Here is a 25,729-nt window from a genome sequence, read left to right as displayed (position 1 = left end):
AGGGGACACGTCTACTGGACGCCGGTAGGGGTACGCGCGAGCCATGAGCACCACAACCGTGCGGGCCGGCCGCCGCACCGTGGACGTCCACCGGCCGGAGAAGGTCCTCTTCCCCGCCGAAGGTCTCACCAAAGCCGATCTCGTCGCCGACTACCGTGCGATCGCCTCACCCGGCCCTCGACGGTGACCGTCCGTGCCTTCGGCGCAGCGGGCGTGACCTTGAGCCTGTGGCCGTCGTCCAGCGCATACGGTGAGTGGTCGTGAACCGTGAGCACAGCAAGCAACGGACGCGGTCCGACCGGAGGACGCGGCTGACCGTCCTTGTCGCGCTCGGCGCGAATCTCGTCATCGCCGTCGCCAAGACCGTGGGCGGTCTGGTGGCGTCGTCCCCCGCACTGCTCTCGGAGGCGGCCCACTCCGTCGCCGACAGCCTCAACGAGATCTTCCTGCTCGCCGCTCTGCGCCGCAGCCGCCGGCCCGCCGACCGCCGTCATCCCTTCGGCTACGGCAAGGAGCGCTGGTTCTGGTCGCTGCTGGCCGCCGTCGGCATCTTCGTCATGGGCGGCTGTTTCTCGTTCTTCCAGGCCTTCGAGGCAATGAGCCAGGGCGATCGGCCGGTCTCGACGTCACACTACGTGGCCGGGCTCGCCGTCCTGGGGGTCGCCCTGCTCGCCGAGGGTACGTCACTGATCCGGGCCTTGCACCAGTTCCGCAAGCAGGGCGGCAAGGCCCACGATCCCGCGCATCGTACGGTGATCGCGGAGGACAGCACGGCCGTGGTGGGGGTGCTGCTGGCGATGGCGGGCATGGCGCTCCACCTGGTCACCGGCAAGGCGGTCTGGGAGGCCGCCGCCTCACTGGCGATCGGTCTGCTGCTCGTGTACGTCGCCTACCGGCTGGGGCGCGAGTCGCGCGATCTGCTCATCGGTGTCGCCGTCGATCCCGAGGTGCGCGGGGCCATCCGCGCGATGCTGGACGACCAGGCGGAGATCGACAATGTGGCGTCGCTGCTGACGATGCGTCTGGGGATGGATTCCACCCTCGTCGCGGCCAGGATCGATCTCGTGCCGGGGCTGGACAGCGAGGAGATCGAACTGGTCTCGGAGCGCATCAAGCAGGCCGTCGAGGACCGCTGGCCCGAGGCCGACCAGGTCTTCCTCGACATCACGGAGGCGCCGCCGCACCCTGGGCGCTGAGACTCGGCGTGGCAGGAGCACGCATGCCGTGGCGATCCCGGACCGGTTGTCAGACCCGTTCGCTACGTTGCGGGTATGGCGAATTTCGTGTTGGTGGCAGGCACGTGGCTCGGATCATGGGCGTGGGACGAGGTGGTGCCGGAGCTGCGTGCGGCCGGCCACGCCGACCATCCCCTGACGCTTTCCGGCCTCGCGGAGAAGCAGGGTGCGCCGGCCGGGCAGCAGACCCACGTCCAGGACATCGTCGAGGAGGTCGAACGTCGCGATCTGCGTGACGTCGTCCTCGTGGGCCACAGTTACGCGGGCATCCCCGTCGGCCAGGCCGCGGAGCGGATCGGGGAGCGGCTGGCCCGGGTGGTCTTCGTCGACTCCATCGTTCCGGCCGACGGTGAGTCGTTCGTGTCCGCCTGGCCGGACGGCCGGGCCATGGTGGAGGCGTCGATCGACAAGAACGGCGGCTTCTGGGCGCCCTTGACGGCTGCCGAGTTCGAAGGCCAGGGCCTCACCGACGAGCAGATCGCGCGGATCGTCGGCGGCTCGACGCCGCATCCGGGCGCCACGCTGACGGAACCTGCCGTGCTGGCGCGGCCGCTCGGCGAGCTTCCGGCCACGTACATCAAGTGCCTGCTCGACGGCGACGAGCCGAGCCCGGACGTGGTCGCGCTGCTGCGCGACGAGCGCTGGCGGCTGGTCGAGATGGACACCGGCCACTGGCCGATGTTCTCCCAGCCGCGCCGGCTGGCGCAGGTCCTCCTCGAAGCCGCCGGACGGTGAGCGTGCTTCCCGCCCGGAAGGCGTTCAGGTCCCGGCCGCCGCCCGTGCCGACGCCTTGGCGAATTCGGCCGTGAAAGCCGCGCAGAATGCCTTGAGATCGTCCGGCTTACGGCTGGTGATCAGCGTGTTCGGACCGTCGTGGCACACCATCACCTGCTCGTCGACCCAGGTGCCGCCGGCATTGCGGATGTCGGTGCGCACGCTGGGCCAAGACGTCAGCGTCCTGCCGCGCAGTACGTCGGCCTCGATGAGTGTCCAGGGGGCATGGCAGATGGCCGCCACCGGCTTGCCCGCATCGAAGAACTCCCGGACGAAGGCGACAGCCCCGGAGTCCATGCGCAGCGCGTCCGGATTGGCGACGCCTCCGGGAAGCACCAGGCCCCCGTAGATCTCGGCGGAGGCGTCGGAGACGACCTGGTCGACGGCGAAGGTGTCCGCCTTGTCGAGATGGTCGAACGCCTGGATCCGGCCGGGCTTCGTGGACACCAGACGCGGAGTGTCACCGGCATCGGCGACGGCCTGCCAGGGTTCGGTCAGCTCGATCTGTTCGACGCCTTCGGGCGCCATGAGGAAGGCGATGTTCACAGGACTCATCTCTCCTCTCACCGGGTTCGCGGCGCCGGCCCGGCCACTGCCGGAGCACGGCCTCACCGACAGTGCGGCTACCCGGGTGCCGCGCCCTTATGCCCGTGACCAGTGCGCCTATACCCGTGACCAGTGCGCCGGCCGCACCAGCGTGCGCGGCAGCCTGGTCGTCGCGTCACCCTTGGCCTGGTGGAGCTGCGGCTGTGTGATGAATATGCCGCCGGTGAGATCGGCCCCGCCGAGGTCGGCGTCCCTCAGGTCCGCGCCGAGGAGGTCCGCCAGACGCAGGTCGGCGCGGGTGAGATCCGCGGCGATGAGGCAGGCGCCGCGCAGATCCGCACCGCGCAGATCGGCGCCGCCGAGTCGGGCGCCGGCGAGGTCGGCCCCCCGGCGGTTCTTCCTGCGGCCCGGCTTCGCCTCGGCACGTACGAGTTCGCTGGTACGGACCAGCAGCTCGCCCGTGCGGCCTCGGAGGGCGGGCACGTCGACGTCCAGCAGGGCGGCGGCGTCCCCTCGCGTCAGCGCCTCGGTCTCGTCGAGCAGCCTGCGCAGCTCGGTGTTCAACGGTCGGGCCGCGGACAGTGACAGCGCCTCCGTCAGATACCGGAGCAGCTCGTGCAGTTGCCGCATCACCGGGAACACGTCGAACATCTGCCGGGCGGTGCCGGGCGCCTCCCGCCAACTGCGTCCGCCGAAGGTGACCTGGGAGACCTTCTGGCCGGCGCCGAAGCAGTCGTAGACGGTGCAGCCGGCGAATCCGCGCTCCGCGAGCCGGTCGTGTATGCCGCAGCGAAAGTCGGTACGGAGATTCCCGCAGGGCTGTTCGGCAGGCTTACCGACGGCGAAGTCCGCCGAGGCGGAGAAGGGGAGCGCGACGCAGCACAGTCCGAAACAGCTGCCGCAGTCGGCTCGCAGGGCCGCCCCCTCCTGCACCGGTGCTGCCTCGTCGCGTATGCCGCTCACTTCACGGATCCTCTTCCCCGGTGACGACGCGTCTCGCGACCCAGTGTTCCCCACCCCGGACGTCCACTCCCGTGGCACCCACCACCCCGGCCGCGGCGTTTGCCGTGGTAGGGGCCGGGCAGACGCACCACGAGCTTCGGAGCGTAGGCGTGCACACCCGCAGCAGGGGCGTTCGGCTCCGGGGCCTCGACCACCGTCAGCACCGCACAGGGAGCTGAGAGTGAGCATGCGAACGTATCACCGCGGGAAGCATCCGCATGACGATGCCCCGGACACGGCCGAGGACTTTCTGCGGCTGGCCCGGCTGGAGGAGGGCCCCGAGCGGACCGCGCTGCGACAGGAACTCGTGCGTGCCTGGCTGCCCATGGCGGACCGGCTCGCGGGCCGGTTCCGCAACCGGGGCGAGGCGCTTGAGGACCTGCGCCAGGTCGCCGCGCTGGGCCTGGTCAAGGCCGTGGAACGGTACGACCCTGACCGCGGCGGAGCCTTCGAGGCCTTCGCCGTACCGACGATCAACGGTGAGATCAAGCGGCACTTCCGTGACCACACCTGGACCGTGCATGTGCCGCGCCGGGTGCAGGACCTCAGGGCCCGTGTGCGTACCGCCCGTCAGGAGCTGACCCAGACCGTCGGCGGCCGCGAGCCGACCGCCGCCGAGGTCGCCCGGCACGCGGGCATCACGGAGGACGAGGCCCGGGCGGGCCTGGAGGCGCTCGACAGCTACCACGCCCTCTCCCTCGACGCCGAGGTGCAGGGCGGCGACGACGGATACTCACTCGCCGACGCGCTGGGCGGGCCCGACCCGGCGCTCGACGTCGTCATCGACCGTGAGGCGGTCCGGCCGCGGCTGAGCCGACTGCCGGACCGTGAACGCAGGATTCTCTACATGCGGTTCTTCCGGGACATGACCCAGAGGGGTATCGCCGAGGAGGTCGGGGTCTCGCAGATGCACATCTCGCGGCTGATCAACCGCTGTTGCAGCCGGCTGAGGGACGAGGTCATGCGGGATGCCGTGCAGCCGGGCCGCCGTGACGGGTACTCACCAACCCGGCGGCCCTCGGCCCGGCCGTCACGGCGGCGTGTCCCGCGCCCTTCCGTGCAGCCGTGACGGCCGGGTCTCGGCCCCGCGCGCCGAAGCCGTGACGGCCGGGCCTCAGCTCTTCACTCCGAGCCTGTCGACGGCGTCGATCACCCGGTCCCAGAACCTCTCCTGGTCGAGGCCGACCGCCACCTTCGCGTTGACGGGCCGGTCCAGGTACTGGTGCAGATCCACGACGGTCGCCCCGCGCGTGTACTCCCCGCGCAGTTCGACCGCGACGCTCGCGTCCACGCAGCGGACGATCTCCGGATCGATGACGCGCGCCACCGCGACCGGGTCGTGCAGCGGCGGGGCCGCGAAACCCCACAGTCGCCGGTAGGTGGCGGCGAAGAAGGTCATCAACTCGGCGCAGATCCGGGCGAGGTCGGTACCGAGACCGTCGAGGCGGGCCAGGACCTCGGGTGTGACGAGCGCCTGGTGGGACACGTTGAGCCCGCACATGGTCACGGGAAGTCCGCTGCGGAAGACGATGTCGGCCGCCTCGGGATCGACGAACATGTTGAACTCGGCGGCCGGTGTGCGGTTACCGCGCTCCGTCGAGCCACCCATGAGCACGATCTCGCGGATGTGCGCCGCCGCGTCGGGATGGCGGGTGAGGAGCAGGGCGACATTGGTCAGCGGGGCGGTCGGCACGAGCGTCACCGGCTCCGGATGTCCGGTCAGGGTCCGGTACATGAGGTCCACGGCGTGCTCGGCCACGGCGTCAACGGTCGGTTCGCCGAAGCTGGGCCCGTCCATGCCCGACTCGCCGTGGACGTCGTCCGCCACGTACAACGGCTGGACGAGCGGCCGCGCGCAGCCCGCCGCGATGGGGACATCGGTGATCCCGGCGGCGGTGCAGATCCGCCGGGCGTTCAGGGTGGTCTTCTCGACCACCTGGTTCCCGGCGACCGTGGTGATCGCGAGCAGATCGACCGCCGGATCACCGGCCGCGAGCAGGATGGCGATCGCGTCGTCGTGCCCGGGATCGCAGTCGAGGATGATCGGGACGGGCACGGTGCTCCTCGGCGCCGGTGACGGTACGGGGCAGGCGGCAACGGTACGGGAGCGCGCGGGCAGGAGAAAGAGCGCCACGCACAGCCACCGCTCGGCCCCGGCGGACACCGTTCCCGGGGTTCACAGTGCCCTGAGGCCGTCGATCACCTCCCGCAGAATCCTTTCGTCCGGCAGTTGTGCGGGCGGCACGGGCCGGCTGACCGTGACATGGCCGGCCTCCAGGAGATCTCCGAGGAGGACGCGGACGACGCCCACGGGAAGATCGGCGTCCGCGGCGAGCTCCGCGACGGACTGGGTCTCGGTGCGGCAGAGTTCGAGCAGTGCCCGGTGCTCGGGGCCGAGGAGGGATTCCGCGGCCCGGTCCACCGCGTCGTCGGCGGCGTCGACGAGCGCGATGAGGTCGAAGCGGACGTCGCTCGGCCCCGGTTTCGTACGGCCTCCGGTCATGGCGTACGGGCGGACGAGAGGGCCCGCCTCTGCGTCGTACCAACGGCTGTCCTCGTACTCCTGGCCGCCGTCGCCGGCATCCTTCATGTCGCTCGAACCTTCCTCCGGTCAGCCGGCGGCGGGTGGGGTGGTGGACAGCCGCGGTGGGGTGTGGAGATGCTCGCCGACGCGCTTGACGAGGCGGGCCATCTCGTAGGCGATGAGGCCCACGTCGGCGCTCGCGGCACTGAGCACGGCGAGGCAGGATCCTTCGCCGGCGGCGGCGACGAAGAGGAATCCCTCGTCCATCTCGACCATCGTCTGGCGCACCCCGCCGGTGCGGAAGTGGCGTCCCGCGCCCTTGGCGAGGCTGTGGAACCCGGAGGAGACGGCGGCGAGGTGCTCGGCGTCCTCCCGGGTGAGCCCGCCGGAGGCGCCGACGGCCAGGCCGTCGTTGGAGAGCACGACCGCGTGACGGACCTCGCCCACCCGTAGCACCAGGTCGTCGAGCAGCCAGTCGAGTTCTCCGGAGCGGTGGTGCGAGGAGATCCTCTCGTGGTCGATCATGCGTTGTCTCCTTCACTGCTGTGGGCGCTGTGGGTTCGGCTGCCGGGTGCGGCGCCGCCGCCGCGGGTCCAGCCGGCGCGGTAGGCGGTCATCCGGTCCCTGACCTGTTCCGGGGTGCGTTCCGGTGTGTCGTACGCGGCGGGTCCGGCCGGGTCCGCCGCCGGTTCGGGCTTGGGAGCTTCGCGCAGTTGGGGGACGAGGTTGGCCTGCCGGACACGCCGTGGAAGGCCGTTTCCGTCGCCCGGGGAGGAGGGCTGGGCAGGTGGGGAGGGGACGGAGGGCTGCTCGGACCGGCGGGATTCGCCCCTCGGGGCGGACTGCGGGCGATCGCGCAGGCGCAGGGCGATGACGCCGGGAGGCGGTGCGGCGCCGTCGGGCTGGGCCTCGACGAGATGCCGGCCCGTCTGGCCCGGCAGGCACTCCTCTCCGTGCCCGGCGGAGCGGATGGTGGCGTCGGCGGCGAGGTGCGGGGTGAAGTGTGCCGGGGACGGGATCGCGTCGGCGGCGGACCGCGCGGCGGCCGACGGTGCGGACCCGGCCGGGAGGGCGCTCTGGAGCAGGGGTGTCGGGATCAGTACGACCGCGGTCGTGCCTCCGTACGGTGAGGTCCGCAGCCGGACCTTGATGGCGTGGCGGGCGGAGAGCCGGCTGACGACGAAGAGCCCGAGCCGGTCGCTGTCGAAAAGGTCGAGCGCCTCGGACTGTTCGATACGGCGATTGGCGTCGGCGAGGGCCTCCTTGCCCATGCCGAGGCCGCGGTCCTCGATCTCCAGCGCGTAGCCGTTGCCGACGGGTTCGCCGCTGACCCGGACCTTGGTGTGGGGCGGTGAGAACTGGGCGGCGTTCTCGACGAGTTCGGCGAGCAGATGGGTGAGGTCGGCCACGGCGGCGCCGACGACGGAGGTTTCGGGGAGCTGTCGTACCTCGACGCGCGCGTAGTCCTCGACCTCGGACACGGCGGCGCGGACGACGTTGGTGAGCGGGACGGGCATCCGCCAGGCGCGGCCGGGAGCGGCGCCGGACAGGATGATCAGGCTCTCCGCGTGGCGGCGCATCCGGGTGGTCAGATGGTCGAGGCGGAAGAGGTCGCCGAGTTCGTTGGGGTCCTCGGCGCGGCGTTCCATGCTGTCGAGCAGGTTGAGCTGGCGGTGGACGAGGACCTGGCTGCGGCGGGCGAGATTGACGAAGACTCCGGAGATGCCGCGGCTGAGTTCGGCGCGTTCGACGGCGGCACTGAGCGCGGCGCGGTGGACGGTGGACAGTGCCTCGCCGACCTGGGCGATCTCGTCCGGTGGCGGTGGTCCGGGCGGGGCCTCGGCCTGTACGTCGATCTCTTCTCCGGAGCGGAGCCGGCGCATGGCGTGGGGCAGTTTGTGCCGGGCGATCTCCAGGGCGGTGTTGCGGAGGCTGACGAGTTCGACGACGAGGGCGCGTCCGATGCGTACGGAGATGACGAGGGAGGCGGCGACGGCGGCGAGACCGAGGAGCACGGCGGCGCCGGCGGCGGTGAACAGTCCCTGCCCGAAGGGGTCGGCACGGTCCGCTGCGCCGCGCCGGGCGTTCGTCTCGATGTCCCGCATCGCGGTGCGGACGGTGCTGTGGGCGGTGTCCCAGGTGGTGGCCGGTACGGCTTCGGCGGCCCGGCGGCCGGCCGCTGCGGCGAGGGTCTTGTCCTCGGCGGACAGCAGGGCCTGGTAGGCGCTCTGTGCGGTGAGTTCGCGCCATCCGGCGCGCTCGGCCGGGCGCAGGTCGGCGACGGCGGATTCGGTGAGGGCGCGGCGGGTCTCGACGGCGCCGGTGAACTGCCGCAGCCGTTCGGCGCCGAAGGTCCCGGCGGTCCTGGCGGTGGTGAGCAGTGCGTCCTCGCGGGCGAGCATTTCGGCGGCACGGCCGAACTCGAGCAGGACGCGGGCGTCGGAGCCGGGTCCGGAGTCCTGGGTTCCGGTGAGTGCGCCGTTGACGCCGAAGGCCGAGGTGATGGTGGCGGTGTACTTCTCGTACGTACGGTCCCAGTCGGCCTTGCGGTTCAGGACGGCGGTGCGCTGGGCGCGCAGTCCGCCGGCATCGGTGAGGAACCGGTCGAGGCGGTCGGCGACGCCGGTGGGGAGGTCGCCCGCGTCGGCGACGGTGTGGGACGTGCCGAGGGACAGTCGCGCGAGGGCTTCGTCGGTGAGTTCGGCCTGCTGTTCGAGTTCGGCGGCACGCTGGGCGTCGGGGGCGGCGATCTGGCGCAGTGCGGCGCGGCGTTCGGCCTGCAGGGCGGTGACGGCTCCGGCGACGGGGTCGCCGACGCGCTCCCCGAGGTCCTGGAGCTGACGCAGCCGGGCGACGTCCTGTGCGGTGGTGACGGTGGCGAAGCCCCACAGCGCGAGCAGGGAGACGACGGGCACCATCAGGAGCGAGATGATCTTGGCGCGTACGGTCCTGGGACGCAGTCGCCACCCTTCGCCGGGCTCCTCCTGGACGCGGGCCGTGGCCGGGGCGTGGTCCGTTCCGGGTCCTGGCCGTTCTTCCGCGGGCGGTCCTGCGTGGGCGCGGCGCCCGCGCACCGCCGGCGCCTTGGAGGCGGCGGGCGGATGCGCGTGCGTTGGCGGCGACTCGGCGCCGGGGGTGCTGCGAGGTGTGCGCATGGCCTCCTCGTTCCGGGTGCGGGGCGGTGGACGCGACGGGGCGGCCTTACGGGGTGGTCGGTGTCGGCGATGGTGCGGTGGCCGGTTCGGTGGCCGGTTCGGTGATGCGCTCCGCGGAGGCGTAGTCGGCCCGTTCGCGCGCCGTCGGGGTGAGGGCCACGAATGCGGAGGTGAGGAAGAGGTACGAGCCGAGGCCGACGGCGAGGGGGAAGATGAACTGCATCGCCGTGGCTCCGGGCAGTGACCCGCCCGACGGCTCGACGTTGACCCGGACGGCGAACATGCCGGTGTAGTGCATGCTGCTGACCGCTGCGCCCATGACGAGGGAGGCGAGGGCGACGGCGACGGCGGACTTGATGTTGAGGGCGGCCCACAGGGCGGCGGTGGCGGCGACGACGGCGATGGCCACGGAGAGTGCGACGAGCAGTGGGTCGTAGGTCACTTCGCCGTGCAACCGCAGGGCGGCCATGCCGAGGTAGTGCATGCTGGCGACGCCGAGGCCGGTGGTGAGGCCGCCGAGCAGCAGGGCCCGGACGCGGTCCCGGCTGTAGCCGACGGCGAAGACTCCGGCGCCGACGACGGCCATGGCGACGACCAGGCTGAGGATGGTCAGCGGCACGTTGTAGCGGATGTCGGTGCCGGTGACGCCGAAGCCGAGCATGGCGACGAAGTGCATCGTCCAGATGCCGGTACCGATGGCGGAGGCCGCGGTGATGAGCCAGTTGCGGCGGGAACGGCCCGTCGATTCGAGCGCGCGCACGGTGCAGCGCAGCCCGAGGGCGGCGCCGATGCAGGCCATCGCGTACGACAGCACGGGGGTCAGCCAGCCGAAGGTGGCGTGGTCCAGGTGTCCCATGGCTCAGGGACGGTAGTCCCGGTGGGGGCGCATGACTGGGGCGCATTTCGAAACCTGATGGAATATGACAGCCGATGTTTCAGAACGATCGTGCCGGGCTCGAACGAGTGCGCCGTACGTCTGTTCTGAGGGGGTGTCGAGGAAACGGCCGACGCTGCGGAATCATGGGCCCATGACCCTCGACCACACACATGTCCAGGAGTTCTTCGGCGCCCGGGCGGCCGGCTGGGACGCGCGGTTCTCCGGCGACGGTCCCGCCTATGCCTCCGGCGTCGCGGCGTTGGCCCTCCGGCCGGGCGACGCGGTCCTGGACGCGGGCTGCGGGACCGGTCGCGCGCTGCCCGCTCTGCGGCAGGCGGTGGGCAGGGAAGGCACGGTCATAGGGGCCGATCTGACCCCGGCGATGCTGGAGGCGGCGGTACGCGCCGGGCGGGACGGCATCGGTGCGCTGCTGCTGACCGACGTGGCGCGGCTGCCGCTGCGTTCCGCGTCGCTCGACGCGGTGTTCGCCGCCGGTCTCATCGCGCATCTGCCCCGGCCCGCCGACAATCTGCGCGAGCTGGCGCGCGTGGTGCGCCCTGGTGGACAGCTCGCGCTCTTCCACCCCGTCGGGCGGGCCGCGCTGGCCGCTCGCCAGGGCCGGCAGCTCACCGGGGACGATCTGCGTGCCGAGCCCAACCTCCGTCCGCTGCTGGGTGGTTCCGGCTGGAGACTGGTCTCGTACGCCGACGAGGAGGCGCGCTTCCTGGCCGTGGCGGTGCGTCAGAACGGTCAAGGCTGAGCGTCATCGGGCGGCGGCCGCCTCGGTGACCTCCTGCTCCCGGGCGTCGTCGTCGATCCCCGCGACCGCGCGCACGAACGCCTCGGGCGCGTCGAACATGACGTTGTGCCCCGCGCCGGGGACGGTGACGACCCGGACCCCGGCGTTAACCAGTTCGCTCTCGCCGGCCAGTTCACCGCTGAGACCGCCCTGCAGATAGACGCGCGGGACGGCGCAGTCCAGGAGCATCCGCCGCATGGTCGGCCGCGTGCCGTGCAGGAGCCAGGCCGCGGTCCGGTACAGCGCCGTCGGATCGGCGAGCCTCATCGTCGCGGCCCAGGCGGGTCCCACCCGCTCCAGTACGCGGGCGAATCCGCCGCCGTGCACGAACTCCTCCTCGGAGTAGGCGGCGATGCCGCTGCCGCCCGCGGTCCGCCTCGGGCCCGGGTCGAGGTTGGCCTCCGTGAGCACGAGCCGGGACACGAGTCCGGGCCGTCGGTGGGCGAGGACGATGGCCACCGCGCCGCCCATGCTGTGCGCGACGATCTCGGCGCCGCGGACGCCGGCCTCGTCGAGCGCGGCGGCCAGTGCGTCCGCGTGGTCCTCCAGCGTGTAGCCGAAGTCCGCGGGCCGGTCGCTGATGCCGTGGCCCGGGAGATCGACGAAGAGCGACCGGCGGCCGGCCAGGAGAGGGTGGCCGGCGATGTGCGCGTGGTAGACGGTGGCGGCCGCGCCCAGACCGTGCACGTACACCCGGGCCGGCTCCTCCCCCGCCGACTCCGTCCACCGGATGAGGCTTCCCTTCCCGTCGAACGCCGCTGCTCGCATGTCTGCCGCTCCCCTGATCGCCCTGTCCTGCCCGGCGTCTCCCGCCGGACGAGAAGCGAATATACATCGGTGTCGTAGTACTACGTCAACGATGTACCCCGACCGAACATGCGGCAGAATGCGGGCATGCTGGAGCTCGCCATCCTCGGATTCCTGTACGACGCCCCGCTGCACGGCTACGAGCTGCGCAAGCGCATCACCGCGCTCACCGGGCATGTGCGCCCCGTGGCCGAGAGCACGCTGTACCCCGCCATCAAGCGCCTGGAGAAGGCCGGGCTGCTGGTCCGCGAGAGCCAGCCGGGACGGGCCGCCGCACCCCGTCATGTCCTCAGCCTCACCGACGCGGGACGCCAGGATCTGCTGCAGCGGCTGGCCGAACCCGCACAGCAGGACATCACCGACGAGAATCGCTGGTTCACGGTGCTGGCGTTCCTCCGACACCTCCCGGACGCACCGGCGCGGGCTGCCGTGCTCCGGCGGCGCCTGGAGTTCCTCGAGCAGCCGGCCAGCTTCTTCTACGAAGGCGACAGGCCGCTGCGGGCCGAGGAGCTCGACGACCCGTACCGCCGGGGGATCCTCACCATCGCCCGGGCCACCAGCAAGGCAGAACTGACATGGCTCAGGAGCCGTTTGCAGGAGGACTTGCCACCCCGGCGGGGTACACCGGAAGAGTGACGGTGTACGAGGGAAGGGGCCATGGGTGTTCGACAGGGTGAAGCGCAGACTCCGCAAGGTCCGCACGCCCCACGAGGGCGGGGCGACGAGCGCGGCACGGCCCGCGGCCGAGCGGCCGCGGCAGCACAACCTCTTCGAGGCCGCGGCGACCTATGTGTCCGCCTGCGCGGAGGACAACCAGCGGGGCATCGACGAGGCTTCGAGCTGGGTCTCCCCCGAGGCGCTGTCCTTCGGGGTGAACGAACTGGCCTGCCGGGCGGTCATCGCCCTCGCCCGCGAGCGGGACGAGTCCCCGCAGTCCGTGGCCCGCAGTCTCCTCGGACTGCCCGCCGCCTGACGGCACGACCCGGCGGGTTACCGCCGGTCGCGGATCAGCTCGCGCCGGATTCCTGCCGCGAACTCTCGACGTCGGGGTTACCCACTGGTTAAGGTGCGCCGACGAACGATCGCATGGGGAGGATGCCGTGGCCGGGACGGACCAGGCGGCGGACGACGACGAGCTCTTTGTGCTGACCGCGCTGCTGCTGACACCCTCGCAGTTCCCCAGCGTGCTCGGCGACGACTACCCGGCGGCGTGCGCGTCGCTGGGGCTCGAGCCGTACGCCGACGGGTACGGGCTGGTCCTCGGCCAGGACGGCGACGGCGCCCGGTGGACGGTCGTGATCGACGACGTGTCCCTGGTGGCCGTCGCGATCGCGTCGTGGGACTGCGGGATGGAGTACGACCTGTCGCCCAGCGACCGCTCGGTCGTCGCAGGTCTGCCCGGCTGGCCGCTGGCCGTGGCGACCGTCGCGCCCGGTGTGCCCGCGCCCCACGACCCGGACGAGGAGGACGGGGGCGGACCACCGCTCACCCCGCCCGACACGAACGCCTGGGGTCCCGCCCAGCGCCGTCTGGGTGCGGACGAGGTCGCGCTGCAATGGGCGGTGTGGCGCGAACAGGTGGCGGATCAGATGACGTTCGTCCAGCCCGACGCGCCGGAGGAGGAGCGCGCGACACCGCACGAAGGGGTGCGACGGGTACTCAAGGAGCTCCACAGCTACGTGGACGACGCCCCGCCGCTCGGACGGGTCCGCTCCAGTTTCGCCCCGGACGGTGCCCGGATGCTGCGCGCGGACGGGCCGGGCTGGTCACTGGTGGCCAGGACCGACGACATCGCGTTCGTGCTGCTGGACGAGGAGCCCGGCGAGGTGCTGCCGGTGGGACGCGGACCCGAACTGCCGGGTCTGCTGGAGGCACTGGACAAGATGGCCGTGCGTCCTTCCTGAGGACCTGCCCGGGCCTGGTCACACCGACCGGCCGAGCGCGGCGCGCGGCACCGAGTCGGCGAGCACGGCTGAGCCGCTCCTGTAGTTCCTGAGCAGTTCTGAGTAGTTCCTGGGCGGCTTCTGATGGCCCTGAATGAGCCCCCACATGAGCGGCCATCGCTAGGTGTGGGCCGACCCTATGGCCGTAAGGAGGGGGCCACAGCACCCTGGGGCGGCGCACCCACCTCTTCGCCGTTGACTCGGAGGCCGCCGCCATGCGTCTGTTCCGCCCGACCCGGAGAGCACCGGCCCTCGCCGCGCTGCTCCTCGCGCTCGCCACGACGTCCACGACGGCGTCGCTCGCCGACGCCCGCCCGGCGGACGCGGAGGCGGCAACCGCCCACTGCGCCCGCCAGGACCGTCTCGACGTTCCCGGTGCGGCGCGTCAGCAGGCGGCCTGTCTCGGAGATCTCACCACGGCGGCGCTTGCCGGGACCTCGTACACCGACACGGCGGACCAGGCCGGTCTGGCGGCTGCGGGCACCCGGAACCCCTCCGGGGTGCCGGGCATCCAGATCGACGGCTACTTCCCCGACGACTCGCGTCTCAACGCCACCCACGACTGGCGGCATGACGCCCAGTTCGTCATCCGGCTCCCCGACCGGTGGAACGGCGGACTCGTCGTCACGGGCGCCCCCGGCACCCGGCGGCAGTACTCCACCGACGCGCTCATCTCCGACCATGTGCTGGCGCAGGGGTACGCGTACGCCGCCACCGACAAGGGCAATACCGGGCCCGACTTCTTCACGGACGGCCGCGGACCCGGTGACGCCGTCGCCGAGTGGAACCGGCGCGTCACCGAGCTGACGCGGGCGGCGAAGCGCGTGGCCGGGCAGCGCTACGGACACGCACCGGCCCGCACGTACATGACGGGCATCTCCAACGGCGGCTATCTCACCCGCTGGCAGCTGGAGAACCACCCGGAGCTGTACGACGGCGGCGTGGACTGGGAAGGCGTCCTGTGGACCGCGCGCGGACCGAGCCCTCTGACGAGCCTGCCGGTGACCGTGGCCCGCACACTGGGCCGGGCCGATGACGACGATCTGCTGACGGCCGGATTCGCGCCCGGTTCGCAGTTCCTGTGGCCGTACCACGAGAAGGCCTACTGGGGCCTCACCCAGAAGATCTTCCGGGCCGAGTTCGATCCGGCGTACGACCGGAACTGCCCAGGGGCCTCGGCGGGATCCTCACCGGAGCAGATCTTCGCGGTCTGCCCTTCGGACGCGGAGTACGACCTCGCGTCTCGTCCCACGACGGTGCGGCGGGCGCTGGCCAAGGTGGCGCTCACGGGCAGGATCGGCAAGCCGCTGATCACGCTGCACGGCGATCTGGACACTCTGCTGCCGATCCGTCAGGACTCGGATGTGTACGCGCGGATGATCGACGGCCGCGGCCGCTCGGCGCTGCACCGCTACTACACGATCGAGGCGGGCACGCACACCGACGGCCTGTACGACACGTATCCGGACCGGCTGCGGCCGATCCTGCCCTGCTACCGCTCGGCGTTCGCGGCGCTGACCGACTGGGTGGAGGACGGCACGGCACCGCCCGCGGACCGGACGGTTCCGAGGCCCGCGGGCGGTGACGTGGTCAACTCCTGCGCGCTGAGTCGAGGGTCCGACGTGCGGTGAGCCGAGTGTCCGACGTGCGGTGAGGGCCCGACGCTCTGCTCGGCGCTTGCTCAGGTGTCGTCGCCCCTGTCGGTCGGACGACGTCAGACCCTCTCGAGGGGACGGTGCGGACCGTCCGGCAGGTCGACCGTGATCGTGTCGCCGGGCCGCACCACGCCACCGGTCCTGACGACGGACATGATCCCGGCCCGGCGCACGACATTGCCGTCGCCGTCACGGCCGACGACCTGCTTGAGCAGCCCCTGCTGGAAGTTGTCGATCTGGAGGCAGGGGTTGCGCAGGCCGGTGACCTCGACGACCGCCTCGTCCCCGAGACGCAGCACCGTGCCGGTGGGAAGGGCGAGCAGATCGATCCCGCTGGTCGTGATGTTCTCCCCGAGGTCGCCGGGGCGGACCTCGAAGCCGGCGTCCCGCACCTCGTCGAAGAGCTCTTCATGGATGAGGTGGACCTGACGCAGGTTGGGCTGCGTGGGGTCCTGCGCGATGCGGGAGCGGTGCTTGACGGTTACCCCGGAGTGGATGTCGCCCTCCACTCCGAGCCCGGCGAGCAGCGTGATGCTGTCCCTGTTCGGCTTCGTGAACGTGTACTCGCCATTGCTGCTGACGGTGGTGATCCGCCCTGCTGTGCCCATTCTTCGGAGCTCCCCTCTCCCATGCCGGTGATCGTTTCGGAGGATACCTCCGGCGGACCCGTCCGGCAGGGGCGAGGGAGACTCCCGCTCAGCGACCGATCTCCTTGCGGTTGATCCGGCGGAGCCGGCGGCGCTGTGAGGGATCGAGCGCGAAGTACGCCACTGCGGGCACTCCGACGATCACCAGCAGCGACATCCAGAATCCGATCAGCGGGATCAGGAGCAGGCCCACGGCCACGCCCCCGATGGCGATCTTCGCACCTGTCGACATATCCGAACCCTCCTCCGCGGCACCATGCCGCCACTCCCTGTTGTGTGAACGCGCCCGCCCGTCCGCCGGTTCCCCTCAGCTCCCGCTGGCTCCCGTACGCAGCTCACCGCCGACCTCGTGCATATGGCCGAGAGCCTGGCGGTAGGACTCGACCAGCCCGGTCTCCGTGTAGGGCATGCCGAGGCGAGCGCAGTGGGCCCGCACCATGGGCTGGGCCAGTCGCAGATGCGGGCGGGGCATGCTCGGGAAGAGATGGTGCTCGATCTGGTAGTTCAGACCGCCGAGGAACCAGTCCGTGAGCAGCCCGCCGCGGATGTTCCGCGAGGTCAGGACCTGCCGCTGCAGATGACCCCAGCGCTCACTGTTGTCCTCGCCGGGCATCTCCATGCCTTTGTGGTTCGGCGCGAAGGCCATGCCTAGGTGGAGGCCGAGCAGCATCTGGTGGAGGAGCGCGAAGGTGAGGGCCTGGAGCGGGGTGAGAACGGCCAGCAGCAGGGCGAGGTAGCCGACGGCATGGGCGATGAGCAGTCCGCCCTCGACGGCGCGCCGGCCGGCGGGCCGTCGGCTCCTGCCCGCGGACCGTACGTCCGTCTGCACGGAGAAGACGTGCCGAAAGCCCGCGATCTTGAGGGCGATGGCCTCCAGCGTGGTCAGCGGGAAGAAGAGCCACGCTTGATGGCGGGTGATCCAGCCGCGGAGGCCGGTGCGGCCCTCGGCGTGGTCCTTGCTGAACACCAGGACGTCGGGGGCGACGTCGGGATCCTTCTCGGCGTGGTTGGGGTTGGCGTGGTGTCGGTTGTGCTTGTCGTTCCACCAGTCCTGGCTCATCCCGAGCAGCAGGTTCCCGTGGACGAGCTGCAGCATTCCGCTGATCCGCCGGTCGGACGTGATCTGTGCATGGCCCGCGTCGTGCGCGACGAAGGCGGTACGTGCGGACAGCACGGCGAGCGGTGCGGCCAGCGGCAGCACCCACCAGGACGGGCCGATGAGCACGATGCCCGCGAGGACGGCGGCGAGTGCGAGCAGGTTGAGCGTGATGACGCGCGCGTACCAGCCGGTGCGGCGTTCCAGCAGGCCCTGCTCCCTGACGGTCCGCAGGAGTGGCGCGAAGTCGCTGCCCGCGGACCCGACCGACGATGCCGACCCGGTGGATCCGGTGGATCCGGTGGATCCGGTGGATCCGGCTGAGTCCGCACCCCCGGCGGCTCCCACGGCCCCGGTGGGTTCCGCGGATGCCCCGGGTGCCGCTGCGCGGCCGCCGCAGGGCGGCGGGGCGGGATCGGCGGCAAAGGCGGTGGCGGTGGCCTGGGACATGGCGGTCTCCGGTCTGTTGGCCGTCGCGCCGGCGGCGCGCTCGACTGCTGCACTGCTCTGACCTGAAGAAACGTATGAATCCGCGGCCCTTCGCGACCATGACGCCAGCCCCCGGAAACGGCGGGGGGACTGCAGGGGCGGCGAGGTGGTGCTGACGACACCTCGGCCCACGGCACCAGTGCCGAGGGTCCGAGTGAGGTATCCTCGGCCGCTCCGCCCTCCAGTAGTCAAATTTGAGGAATGCGTCATCGCTGTGCACCGGCTTCCCGCGGCAACGCTCTCCGAGACCTCACGACTCACCCACTGCTCCGCCGTCTTCCTGCCGTCCGACCCGCCCCGCGCGGGCAGAATCGCCTTCTGGCACCCCGATGGCGAGCGCTTCGAGGGTCCCGGCACGCCCACGGAACTCACCGTGGCCGGCCCCGGCGGCCGTACGTACGCGGTACCGGCCCGGGTGATGCCCGTACGGGACGCGCTGCCGGTCCTCATCCGCGCGCGGGTGTCGCCCGAGGCCTCCGTCGCCGCCGCGTTCTGGGGCGCCGCGACCGTGCTCGCCCTCCAACTGGCCGCGCGCGGGCTGCTGCTGCCCGGTCTCACCGCGAGCGACCACGACGCCTGGCGGGCCGGGCCGCTGACCGCCGAGGACCTGGATCTGGTCCGTACCCTCGCCGCCTCCATGCCGCCGACCGCGCACGCCGTGCCGCTGGACGCGGGCGCCGCGCCGGTGCTGTTGCCCGAGCCCGAGCGGCTGCTGCGGGACTTTCTCGACGCGGTCGCCGACGGGCTGCCGCGGACGCCCGCGTCGCCGCTCGCGGCCGGCTCCGACGCGTTCGCGGCGGACGAGCCCCGGCGGCTGCCCCAGGCGCGGGCCTGGGCGCAGGATGTGGCGGCGGGCCATGACGCCGGCGTACGTCTGTCGTTGCGCGTCGAGGTGCCCGGCCTCACCGGCCTCACGGGCATCGCCGACCCGGCGGCTCCCGAAGGACCGGCGGGTCCAGCAGGTCCGTCCTTCCGAGCCGTGCTGCAGCTCCACAGCGTCAGCGATCCCGCTCTGGTCGCCGACGCCGCGGCCGTGTGGGCCGGCGGCCATGACGCCGCCTTCGGGCCGCGCGCCCGGATGGACGCGCTGCTCGCGCTGCGCCGGGCCGCACGCGCCTGGGCGCCCCTCACCCCGCTGCTGTCCGCGGCCGTGCCCGACGCCATCGAACTCGCCGACGAGGACGTCACCGAACTGCTCGGCGACGCCTCGCAGGCACTCGCCGCGACCGGTGTGCACATCCACTGGCCCAGGGAACTGGCCCGCACACTCACCGCCCGGGCGGTGATCGGCCCCCCGGAGGACATCGGACCGCCGGAGAGGACGGAAGGCTCCGGCACGGACCCGATGGGCTCCGGGATGCCGTCGTTCCTGTCCGCCGACGCACTGCTCACGTTCAACTGGTCGTTCGCGCTGGGTGATCAGCGGCTGACCCGCGCCGACCTGGACCGGCTGGCCGAAGCCGGCAGGCCCCTCGTGCGGCTGCTCGACCAGTGGGTGCTCATCGACCCCGCCGAGGCTCGCCTGGCCCGGGAACGCCAGGACCACAAGGTCTCGCCCGTCGACGCGCTCGGCGCCGTACTCACCGGCTCGACCGAGGTCGGCGGACGTCGCATCGAGGTCCAGGCATCGGGCTGGCTGGAGCGGCTGCGCGAGCAGTTGTCCGAACCCGAGGGAGGCCGGCAGGAGATCGCCCAGCCCACCGCGCTCGCCGCGACCCTGCGCGACTACCAGCTGCGCGGGCTCAACTGGCTGCACAGGATGACGTCCCTGGGCCTCGGCGGCTGCCTCGCCGACGACATGGGGCTGGGCAAGACCATCACGCTCATCGCCCTGCATCTGCACCGGCAGACCGACAGCTCCGCCGCGGGACCGACCCTCGTCGTGTGCCCGACCTCCCTGATGGGCAACTGGCAGCGGGAGATCGAGAAGTTCGCCCCCGGCACGCCGGTGCGCCGCTTCCACGGGACGGCGCGGAGCCTTCAGTCCCTCGCGGACGGCGAGTTCGTCCTCACGACATACGGAACGATGCGGCTCGACGCGGCGAAACTCGCCGGGGTCGACTGGGGCCTGGTCGTCGCCGACGAGGCACAGCACGTCAAGAACCCGTACGCGACGACGGCGAAGCAGCTGCGCACCATCGGCGCGAAGGCGCGGGTCGCTCTCACCGGCACGCCCGTCGAGAACAACCTGTCCGAGTTGTGGGCGATCCTCGACTGGACCACGCCGGGGCTCCTCGGCCGCCTGGGGACCTTCCGGACACGCCACGCGCAGGCCGTCGAGGGCGGCGACACGGCGGCCGCGGAGCGGCTGGCCTCGCTGGTGCGGCCCTTCCTGCTGCGCCGCCGCAAGTCCGACCCGGGCATCGCGCCCGAACTGCCGCCCAAGACCGAGACCGACCGGGCCGTGTCGCTCACCGCGGAGCAGGCGGGCCTGTACGAGGCGGTCGTCCGGGAGACCCTCGCGGCGATCTCGGCGTCCGGCGGTATGGAGCGGCGCGGGCTGGTGGTGAAGCTGCTGACCGCGCTGAAGCAGATCTGCAACCACCCGGCGCAGTACCTGAAGGAGGAGCGGCCCCGGATCGCGGACCGGTCCGGGAAGCTGGAGCTGCTCGACGAGCTGCTCGACACGATCCTGGCGGAGGGCGCGAGCGTCCTCGTCTTCACGCAGTACGTACAGATGGCGCGGCTGCTGGAGCGGCATCTCGCGGCGCGTGGCGTGCGGACGCAGTTCCTGCACGGCGGCACGCCGGTGGCCGAGCGGGAGGCGATGGTGCATCGCTTCCAGGAAGGTGACGTGCCCGTGTTCCTCCTGTCGTTGAAGGCCGCGGGCACCGGGCTCAACCTCACCCGGGCGGGTCACGTCGTGCACTACGACCGCTGGTGGAACCCGGCCGTCGAGGCGCAGGCCACGGACCGGGCGTACCGCATCGGCCAGACGCAGCCGGTCCAGGTCCACCGGCTCATCGCCGAGGGGACGATCGAGGACCGCGTCGCGGCGATGCTGGAGCGCAAGCAGGAACTCGCGGACTCGGTGCTCGGCTCCGGCGAGGCGGCGCTGACCGAGCTGACCGATGCCGAGCTCGCTGATCTGGTGGAGCTGCGAGGGGGCGCGCGATGACGAACGACGGAGTGATCAACGGATCGAGCGGCGGGTACGGCGGGTACGAGGACGAGCGGACGTTCGCGGCGCTCCCTCCGGCGCGGGGGCGAGGCTTCGCGCAGACGTGGTGGGGGCGGGCATGGCTCAAGGCGCTGGAGGACACGGCGCTGGAGTCGGAGCAGCTGAAGAAGGGGCGCAGGCAGGCCCGGGACGGTGCGGTGGGTGCCGTGTCCGTCCGGCCGGGGCGGATCACGGCCGTGGTCAGGGACCGGGACGGCACCGCGTACCGCAGTGACGTGCTGCTGCAGGAGCTGACCGGCGACGAGTGGCACCGTTTCCTGGACATGGCGGTGGACCGGGCCGGGCACATCGCGGCGCTCCTGGACCGGGAGATGCCGCCGCATCTGGTGGAGGACGCGGCGGACGCAGGGGTCGAACTGCTGCCGGGCATCGGCGATCTGGAGCCCGAGTGCACGTGCGAGGCCTGGGATCTGTGCCCCCACACGGCCGCCCTCTGCTACCAGGTCGCCCGGCTGCTGGACCAGGACCCGTTCGTGCTGCTGCTGTTGCGGGGGCGCGGGGAGCGGCGGCTGCTCGACGCCCTGCAGGTGCGCAGTGCGGCGCGGGCGGAGCCGTCCGCGGCAGCGCCCAAGGGGGTGCCCGAGGGAGTTCGGGCGGACGAGGCGTTCGCCGCGGCGGGCATCCTGCCGCCGCTGCCGGCGGTACCGCGGCTGCCCGCGGAGCCCGGACTGCCTCCGTCGCTGGACACGGAGACGGCGCCGCCGCAGGGGATCGACGGCGACGCCCTGGAGTTCCTCGCCGCGGACGCGGCGGTGCGGGCGCACCGGATGCTGGCGGAGGCGCTGGGCGCGGTCGGCGGACAGCCGCTCGGAGAACTGCCCGGGGACCCGGTGCTGACGGCGGGCCAGGACACGGTACGGCTGGCCGCGACGGCCCGGAGCGCACTTCCGGCGGAGGTGGCGGCGCGGCTCGCGGCGGGTTCGGGCCGGGAGCGCTCCGGCCTCGAACTCGCGGTGCGTGCCTGGCGGTTCGGCGGGGCCGCGGGCCTGGCCGTCCTGGCGGACGATCCCGTCCCCGACGAGGTCCTCGCACGGGCCGAGGCGCAGCTCGCGCAGGACCGTGACGAGGGCGGACGCCCGCGACTGCGGGCCGCGGGGGCCGGGCGGTGGACGGTGCCCGGCGCGCAGGCGCAGCTCCGCGTCGGCGCGGACGGTCGCTGGTGGCCCTTCACCAGGTCCTCGCGGGGCCCCTGGACGCCCGCGGGCCCACCCGCCCCGGACCCGGCCTCGGCTCTGGCGGGCCTGCTGCCGGAGGCGTGACGACGCCCCGGGTGTCCGCCCTGCCGGGAAGTGACGTTCGGTGGTCGTTGCGTGACCCTTGTCGCGGACCGCGGCCCGCACGACGATGGGCCCGTACGCAAACCGGCGACCGGGAGGCCGAGTTGACGGACCCATGGGTGGCGCTGGAAGCCGGGGGCGACGCGCTGCGGCGCGGTGGTGTGCTGCGCAGGGCGTACGAGCAGTTCGCGACGGCGGGCCGGGTGGAGTCGGCCGTCCGGCCGGTGGTGGCCGAGTCCTGGCGGCGCTGCGCACGGGCCAGTGTCGCGCCCGAGGGCCGGGCGAGTGTGGAGCTCGGTGACGACGAGCTCGCGGTCTACCGCGACGGACATCCGTTGTCGCGGGTGATGCCGGTGATCCGTGAACTCATGGGTGTCTACGCCGTGGACGGCGAGCATCTCGTCGCCGTGTGCGACGCGCAGGCGCGGCTGCTCTGGGTGGAGGGCCATCCGCAGACGCGGCGGCGGGCGGGGCGGATGAACTTCGTGGAGGGTGCGCGCTGGGCCGAGTCGGTGGCCGGAACGAACGCGCCGGGCACGGCGATCGCCGTGGACCGGCCTGTGCAGGTGTTCGCGGCCGAGCATTTCCGGCGGCCGGTGCAGGAGTGGACCTGCGCGGCGGCTCCGGTCCACGATCCGCACAGCGGTCGGCTGCTGGGCGCGGTGGACATCACTGGTGGTGACCGGCTGGCCCATCCGCACAGTCTGGCGTTCGTGGGAGCGGTGGCGCGGGCCGCCGAGTCGCAGCTGGCGCTGTTGGCGCCGCGGCCGCCGGGCGACACGGTGCGGTTGACGGCGCTGGGCCGGGACGAGGCGCTGCTGATGGCGGAGGGCCGCACGGTGCGCCTCAGCCGCCGGCACAGCGAGATCGTCGTGGTGCTGGCCCGTCATCCGGAGGGGCTGAGCGGGGAAGAGCTGTTGCTCGAGCTGTACGAGGACGAGCACATCACCCCGGTCACGCTGCGGGCGGAACTGTCCCGGCTGCGGGGGCTGTTGGGGTCCGCGCTGCTGCGGTCCCGTCCGTACCGGCTGGCGGTGCCGGTCGACGCCGACTTCGACGCGGTGGCCCGCCGGGTCGCCTCGGGCGCGGTCGCGGCGGCGCTCGGCGGGTACGCGGGCCCACTGCTGCCGGCGTCCCAGGCACCCGGTGTGCTGCGGCTGCGGGAGCGGCTGGCGGACCAACTGCGTACGGCACTGATCTCCCGCGCGGACCCGGGGCTGCTCGCGGAATGGGCGTACAGCCCGTGGGGCGAGGACGACCTTCCGGTGTGGCAGGCCCTCGCCTCCGCACTCCCTGAGGGCCGACGACCGGCGGCGGAAGCGCGGGCACGGGCGCTGGACGCGGAGTACGCGGCCGCGATGCCACCCCGGCGTCGTACGGCGCTGTAGCCGGAGCGCCCGGGGGACGGCCTACGGTCCCGCCTCGCGGCGGGCGACAGTGCCATACGGCGCGGTACTCAGGCCCGCCCGCCGGGTCCGGGCCGGAGCACGCCCCGGTCCGCGATCCGATGGGCCCTCCGGCCTGCCGCCGTTCAGTGCGGCGCCTCGTGTTGGTGCGATGTGTCGACTTGGTGCAATGTCTCGTGTTGGTTCGATGTCTCGTGCCGGCATGGCTTCTCGTGCACCGGGGCGGCGACGGCCGCGTCGATCAGCAGCGCGGCCGCGTCACGCGCGGGCGCTCCGGGGCTGAGGCTGTTGAGCGCGGTGGCGCGGGCCACGGCGCCGTCGTAGAGCAGGGCCAGTTGCTCGCCGAGGGTCTCGGGATCGCGGGCTCCGGCCCGGCGCGCGATCACCGCGAGGCGGCGGGCGAATTCGGTCTTGTAGGCGGCCGCGAGCCGGTGGACGGGGTGCTCGGGGTCGGGTACCTCGACGGCGGCGTTGAGGAAGGGGCAGCCGCGTAGCGGGCCGTCGGAAACCGGCGGCTCGCCGTCGAAGACGGCGAGGAGCTGTGCGCGCGGGTCGTCCCCGGCTTCGGCGGCGGGCAGCAGCCCGTCCTCCAGCTGCCGCAGATAGGCGTGGACGAGTGCGTCCTTGCCGTCGAAGTGCGTGTACAGGGTGCGCTTGGACACGCCGGCGACGGACGTCAGCTGCTCCATGCCGGTCGCGTTGATGCCCTGGGCCGTGAACAGCTCGGTCGCCGCCGCCAGGATCCGATCCCTGGCGCCTCTGCCGCGCCGCCGACCGGTGGGAGAAGGCTCGCTCATACCTCAAGGATACCGATCGTTTTACATAGCGCAGGGCCGGTGCTAGCGTGGACACATAAGTACACCGATCGTTTTCCTTCGCCCTTCTCGCGACACGGCCGCGCCGCACGCACGACCGCACCCCGGCCGAGGAAGCACATCCGGCCGGGACCTGCGCCGCTCCCCCGCACCACGGGAAGACCCGGCGGCAGACCGCCGCCCGGAGGCACACCCGGCCGCCCACCACCTTCGGACGAACCCAGGACCCAGGAGAGCTTCATGCGCTATACGACCTTCGGACGCCGCACGGGACTTCGCGTCTCGCAGTACGCACTCGGCACCGGCAACTTCGGCACCGGCTGGGGCGCCGGGGCCGAACCCGACGAGGCCCGCAAGATCTTCGACGGATTCGCCGAGGCCGGCGGGAACTTCATCGACACCGCCGACAACTACCAGTTCGGCGAATCCGAGAAACTGCTGGGGCAGTTCCTCGCCGCCGATCGCGACGCCTTCGTGCTGGCGACCAAGTACTCCAACGGCGCCACGGCGAATCCCGGCATCACCAGGACCGGGAACAGCCGCAAGACCATGCGGCTCTCGGTGGAGGCGAGCCTGAAGCGCCTGGCCACGGACTACATCGACCTGCTCTGGGTCCACTTCCCCGACGACCTGACGCCGATGGAGGAGATCCTGCGCGGCATCGACGACCTGGTGAGCCAGGGCAAGATCCAGCACGCGGCCCTGTCCAACTTCCCCGCCTGGCGCGTCTCCCGCGCCGCGACCCTCGCCGACCTGAAGAACTGGGCCCCCGTCGCCGGCATCCAGATCGAGTACAGCCTGGTCGAGCGGACCCCCGACCGCGAGCTGCTTCCCATGGCCGAGAGTCTCGGGCTGGGGGCCGCCCTGTGGTCCCCGCTCGGCGGCGGGCTGCTGACCGGCAAGTACCGCCGGGGCACAGAGGGCCGGCTCAGCGACCTGAAGAAGCTCGTGCACACCGAGTCCAGCGAGCAGAAGACCGCGGTCGTCGACACCGTCCTCGCCGTCGCCGAGGAGACCGGCGCCTCCCCCGCCCAGGTCTCGGTCGCCTGGATCAACGAACGAGCCGCGCGCGCGACGACGTCCTTCGTACCGATCATCGGCCCCCGGAACCCGGCCCAGCTCGACGACTACCTCGGCGCCCTGGACGTCCACCTCACCGCCGAGCAGTACGACCGCCTCTCGGGGGTCAGCGCCGTCGCGCTCGGCGTGCCGCACGAGGCGAGCGCCGGTGTCCTCGACGCCGTCCAGGGAGGCGACGCCTCCCGCTTCGACGGACCGGCAGCGCCCGTGGCCTGAGGCCGCCACCCGCACGGCCCGCACCACCCAGCCCCGCCCGCACCATGCACACCACCCGCACCACCCGGAGCGACTCCCTTCACCCCAAAAGCACCCTCTGCCGACCTGATTCCCCCTTCGTGAAAACAGTCACATTTGGGTCACTTTTCGCCCGATTTAGTGGATTGTGTTGGGCGAAGTACGTTCACCGGGCTGCTCCGGCGGC

Annotated in this window: 25 protein-coding genes; 13 read left to right on the top strand and 12 right to left on the bottom strand. The window is 72.2% G+C overall.

Features of this window, described 5'->3' with window-relative positions; genetic code table 11:
• The first annotated feature begins 43 nt into the window (after positions 1-43).
• The 3 genes from OG766_RS35295 (at position 44) to OG766_RS35285 (ending at position 1,970) form a co-directional block, all read left to right on the top strand.
• Positions 44-187, top strand: coding sequence for a hypothetical protein (locus tag OG766_RS35295; RefSeq protein WP_443045586.1), 144 nt, complete (start codon positions 44-46; stop codon positions 185-187).
• Positions 188-254: 67 nt separating this feature from the next.
• Complete coding sequence (locus tag OG766_RS35290) at positions 255-1,196, top strand: cation diffusion facilitator family transporter (RefSeq protein WP_328727218.1); 942 nt, start codon at positions 255-257, stop codon at positions 1,194-1,196.
• A gap of 75 nt (positions 1,197-1,271) precedes the next feature.
• Positions 1,272-1,970 carry an alpha/beta fold hydrolase gene (locus tag OG766_RS35285; RefSeq protein ID WP_328727217.1) on the top strand — a complete coding sequence of 233 codons (699 nt, stop codon included), beginning with the start codon at positions 1,272-1,274 and terminating at the stop codon, positions 1,968-1,970.
• A gap of 24 nt (positions 1,971-1,994) precedes the next feature.
• Here the strand turns inward: OG766_RS35285 and OG766_RS35280 are convergent, their stop codons facing one another.
• Both OG766_RS35280 and OG766_RS35275 read right to left on the bottom strand, forming a co-directional pair.
• Entirely contained in the window at positions 1,995-2,555 is a 561-nt protein-coding gene (locus OG766_RS35280; protein ID WP_328727576.1) for a type 1 glutamine amidotransferase domain-containing protein, read from the bottom strand.
• Between the two features lie 117 nt (positions 2,556-2,672).
• Entirely contained in the window at positions 2,673-3,518 is an 846-nt protein-coding gene (locus OG766_RS35275) for a pentapeptide repeat-containing protein (protein WP_328727216.1), read from the bottom strand.
• Between the two features lie 226 nt (positions 3,519-3,744).
• On the opposite strand from OG766_RS35275, the gene OG766_RS35270 reads away from it, so the two are divergent.
• Positions 3,745-4,626, top strand: coding sequence for an RNA polymerase sigma factor SigF (locus OG766_RS35270; RefSeq protein ID WP_328727215.1), 882 nt, complete (start codon positions 3,745-3,747; stop codon positions 4,624-4,626).
• A 45-nt stretch (positions 4,627-4,671) separates the two neighbouring features.
• Here OG766_RS35270 and OG766_RS35265 read toward each other — a convergent pair whose 3' ends face one another.
• From OG766_RS35265 to OG766_RS35245, 5 genes are all read right to left on the bottom strand, one after another.
• Entirely contained in the window at positions 4,672-5,613 is a 942-nt protein-coding gene (locus OG766_RS35265) for a nucleoside hydrolase (RefSeq protein ID WP_266389364.1), read from the bottom strand.
• A gap of 120 nt (positions 5,614-5,733) precedes the next feature.
• Positions 5,734-6,147, bottom strand: a complete 414-nt coding sequence (locus tag OG766_RS35260; RefSeq protein WP_266389362.1) for a DUF742 domain-containing protein — start codon at positions 6,145-6,147, stop codon at positions 5,734-5,736.
• A gap of 21 nt (positions 6,148-6,168) precedes the next feature.
• Entirely contained in the window at positions 6,169-6,606 is a 438-nt protein-coding gene (locus OG766_RS35255; RefSeq protein ID WP_266389360.1) for a roadblock/LC7 domain-containing protein, read from the bottom strand.
• Complete coding sequence (locus tag OG766_RS35250; RefSeq protein ID WP_328727214.1) at positions 6,603-9,236, bottom strand: sensor histidine kinase; 2,634 nt, start codon at positions 9,234-9,236, stop codon at positions 6,603-6,605. The genes OG766_RS35255 and OG766_RS35250 overlap by 4 nt, the downstream gene beginning before the upstream one ends.
• Before the next feature lie 46 nt (positions 9,237-9,282).
• On the bottom strand, positions 9,283-10,092 hold the full coding sequence (locus OG766_RS35245) for an MHYT domain-containing protein (RefSeq protein WP_328727213.1): 810 nt from the start codon (positions 10,090-10,092) through the stop codon (positions 9,283-9,285).
• A gap of 172 nt (positions 10,093-10,264) precedes the next feature.
• Between OG766_RS35245 and OG766_RS35240 the strand changes: the two genes are divergently transcribed.
• Positions 10,265-10,873: a class I SAM-dependent methyltransferase gene (locus tag OG766_RS35240; RefSeq protein ID WP_266389353.1), complete on the top strand. Its 609-nt coding sequence runs from the start codon at positions 10,265-10,267 to the stop codon at positions 10,871-10,873.
• A 3-nt stretch (positions 10,874-10,876) separates the two neighbouring features.
• Here OG766_RS35240 and OG766_RS35235 read toward each other — a convergent pair whose 3' ends face one another.
• A complete protein-coding gene (locus tag OG766_RS35235; RefSeq protein WP_328727212.1) occupies positions 10,877-11,680 on the bottom strand; it encodes an alpha/beta fold hydrolase in 804 nt (267 codons plus the stop codon).
• Between the two features lie 126 nt (positions 11,681-11,806).
• Between OG766_RS35235 and OG766_RS35230 the strand changes: the two genes are divergently transcribed.
• The 4 genes from OG766_RS35230 (at position 11,807) to OG766_RS35215 (ending at position 15,293) form a co-directional block, all read left to right on the top strand.
• Positions 11,807-12,355 (top strand): PadR family transcriptional regulator, encoded by a 549-nt coding sequence (locus OG766_RS35230; RefSeq protein ID WP_266389347.1) that lies wholly within the window; start codon positions 11,807-11,809, stop codon positions 12,353-12,355.
• Between the two features lie 25 nt (positions 12,356-12,380).
• Positions 12,381-12,692, top strand: a complete 312-nt coding sequence (locus OG766_RS35225) for a hypothetical protein (RefSeq protein ID WP_328727211.1) — start codon at positions 12,381-12,383, stop codon at positions 12,690-12,692.
• A gap of 127 nt (positions 12,693-12,819) precedes the next feature.
• The gene (locus OG766_RS35220; RefSeq protein ID WP_266389341.1) at positions 12,820-13,623 is read left to right on the top strand and encodes a hypothetical protein; all 804 of its coding nucleotides are present in this window, start codon (positions 12,820-12,822) and stop codon (positions 13,621-13,623) included.
• Between the two features lie 254 nt (positions 13,624-13,877).
• Positions 13,878-15,293: a tannase/feruloyl esterase family alpha/beta hydrolase gene (locus OG766_RS35215; RefSeq protein ID WP_266389337.1), complete on the top strand. Its 1,416-nt coding sequence runs from the start codon at positions 13,878-13,880 to the stop codon at positions 15,291-15,293.
• An 83-nt stretch (positions 15,294-15,376) separates the two neighbouring features.
• Here OG766_RS35215 and OG766_RS35210 read toward each other — a convergent pair whose 3' ends face one another.
• The 3 genes from OG766_RS35210 to OG766_RS35200 all read right to left on the bottom strand — a co-directional run bounded on the left by OG766_RS35210 (position 15,377) and on the right by OG766_RS35200 (position 17,510).
• Positions 15,377-15,925: an MOSC domain-containing protein gene (locus tag OG766_RS35210; RefSeq protein WP_266389334.1), complete on the bottom strand. Its 549-nt coding sequence runs from the start codon at positions 15,923-15,925 to the stop codon at positions 15,377-15,379.
• Positions 15,926-16,013: 88 nt separating this feature from the next.
• A complete protein-coding gene (locus OG766_RS35205) occupies positions 16,014-16,196 on the bottom strand; it encodes a hypothetical protein (RefSeq protein WP_266389331.1) in 183 nt (60 codons plus the stop codon).
• Between the two features lie 75 nt (positions 16,197-16,271).
• On the bottom strand, positions 16,272-17,510 hold the full coding sequence (locus OG766_RS35200; RefSeq protein ID WP_328727210.1) for a fatty acid desaturase family protein: 1,239 nt from the start codon (positions 17,508-17,510) through the stop codon (positions 16,272-16,274).
• A 253-nt stretch (positions 17,511-17,763) separates the two neighbouring features.
• Between OG766_RS35200 and OG766_RS35195 the strand changes: the two genes are divergently transcribed.
• The 3 genes from OG766_RS35195 to OG766_RS35185 all read left to right on the top strand — a co-directional run bounded on the left by OG766_RS35195 (position 17,764) and on the right by OG766_RS35185 (position 23,395).
• Positions 17,764-20,667, top strand: coding sequence for a DEAD/DEAH box helicase (locus OG766_RS35195; RefSeq protein WP_328727209.1), 2,904 nt, complete (start codon positions 17,764-17,766; stop codon positions 20,665-20,667).
• The gene (locus OG766_RS35190) at positions 20,664-21,989 is read left to right on the top strand and encodes an SWF or SNF family helicase (protein ID WP_328727208.1); all 1,326 of its coding nucleotides are present in this window, start codon (positions 20,664-20,666) and stop codon (positions 21,987-21,989) included. Before OG766_RS35195 ends, OG766_RS35190 begins: the two co-directional genes overlap by 4 nt.
• A 122-nt stretch (positions 21,990-22,111) precedes the next feature.
• On the top strand, positions 22,112-23,395 hold the full coding sequence (locus OG766_RS35185) for a GAF domain-containing protein (protein ID WP_328727207.1): 1,284 nt from the start codon (positions 22,112-22,114) through the stop codon (positions 23,393-23,395).
• 143 nt (positions 23,396-23,538) lie between these two features.
• Here the strand turns inward: OG766_RS35185 and OG766_RS35180 are convergent, their stop codons facing one another.
• Complete coding sequence (locus tag OG766_RS35180; RefSeq protein WP_266389318.1) at positions 23,539-24,210, bottom strand: TetR/AcrR family transcriptional regulator; 672 nt, start codon at positions 24,208-24,210, stop codon at positions 23,539-23,541.
• Between the two features lie 258 nt (positions 24,211-24,468).
• Here OG766_RS35180 and OG766_RS35175 point away from each other — a divergent pair, with 258 nt between their 5' ends.
• The gene (locus OG766_RS35175; RefSeq protein WP_266389316.1) at positions 24,469-25,524 is read left to right on the top strand and encodes an aldo/keto reductase; all 1,056 of its coding nucleotides are present in this window, start codon (positions 24,469-24,471) and stop codon (positions 25,522-25,524) included.
• Positions 25,525-25,729 lie beyond the last annotated feature (205 nt).

The organism is Streptomyces sp. NBC_00259, from assembly GCF_036181745.1.
Classification (GTDB): domain Bacteria; phylum Actinomycetota; class Actinomycetes; order Streptomycetales; family Streptomycetaceae; genus Streptomyces; species Streptomyces pratisoli.
The sequence above is the reverse complement of the archived record's forward strand: the minus strand, read 5'-3'. Positions and strand labels throughout refer to the sequence as shown.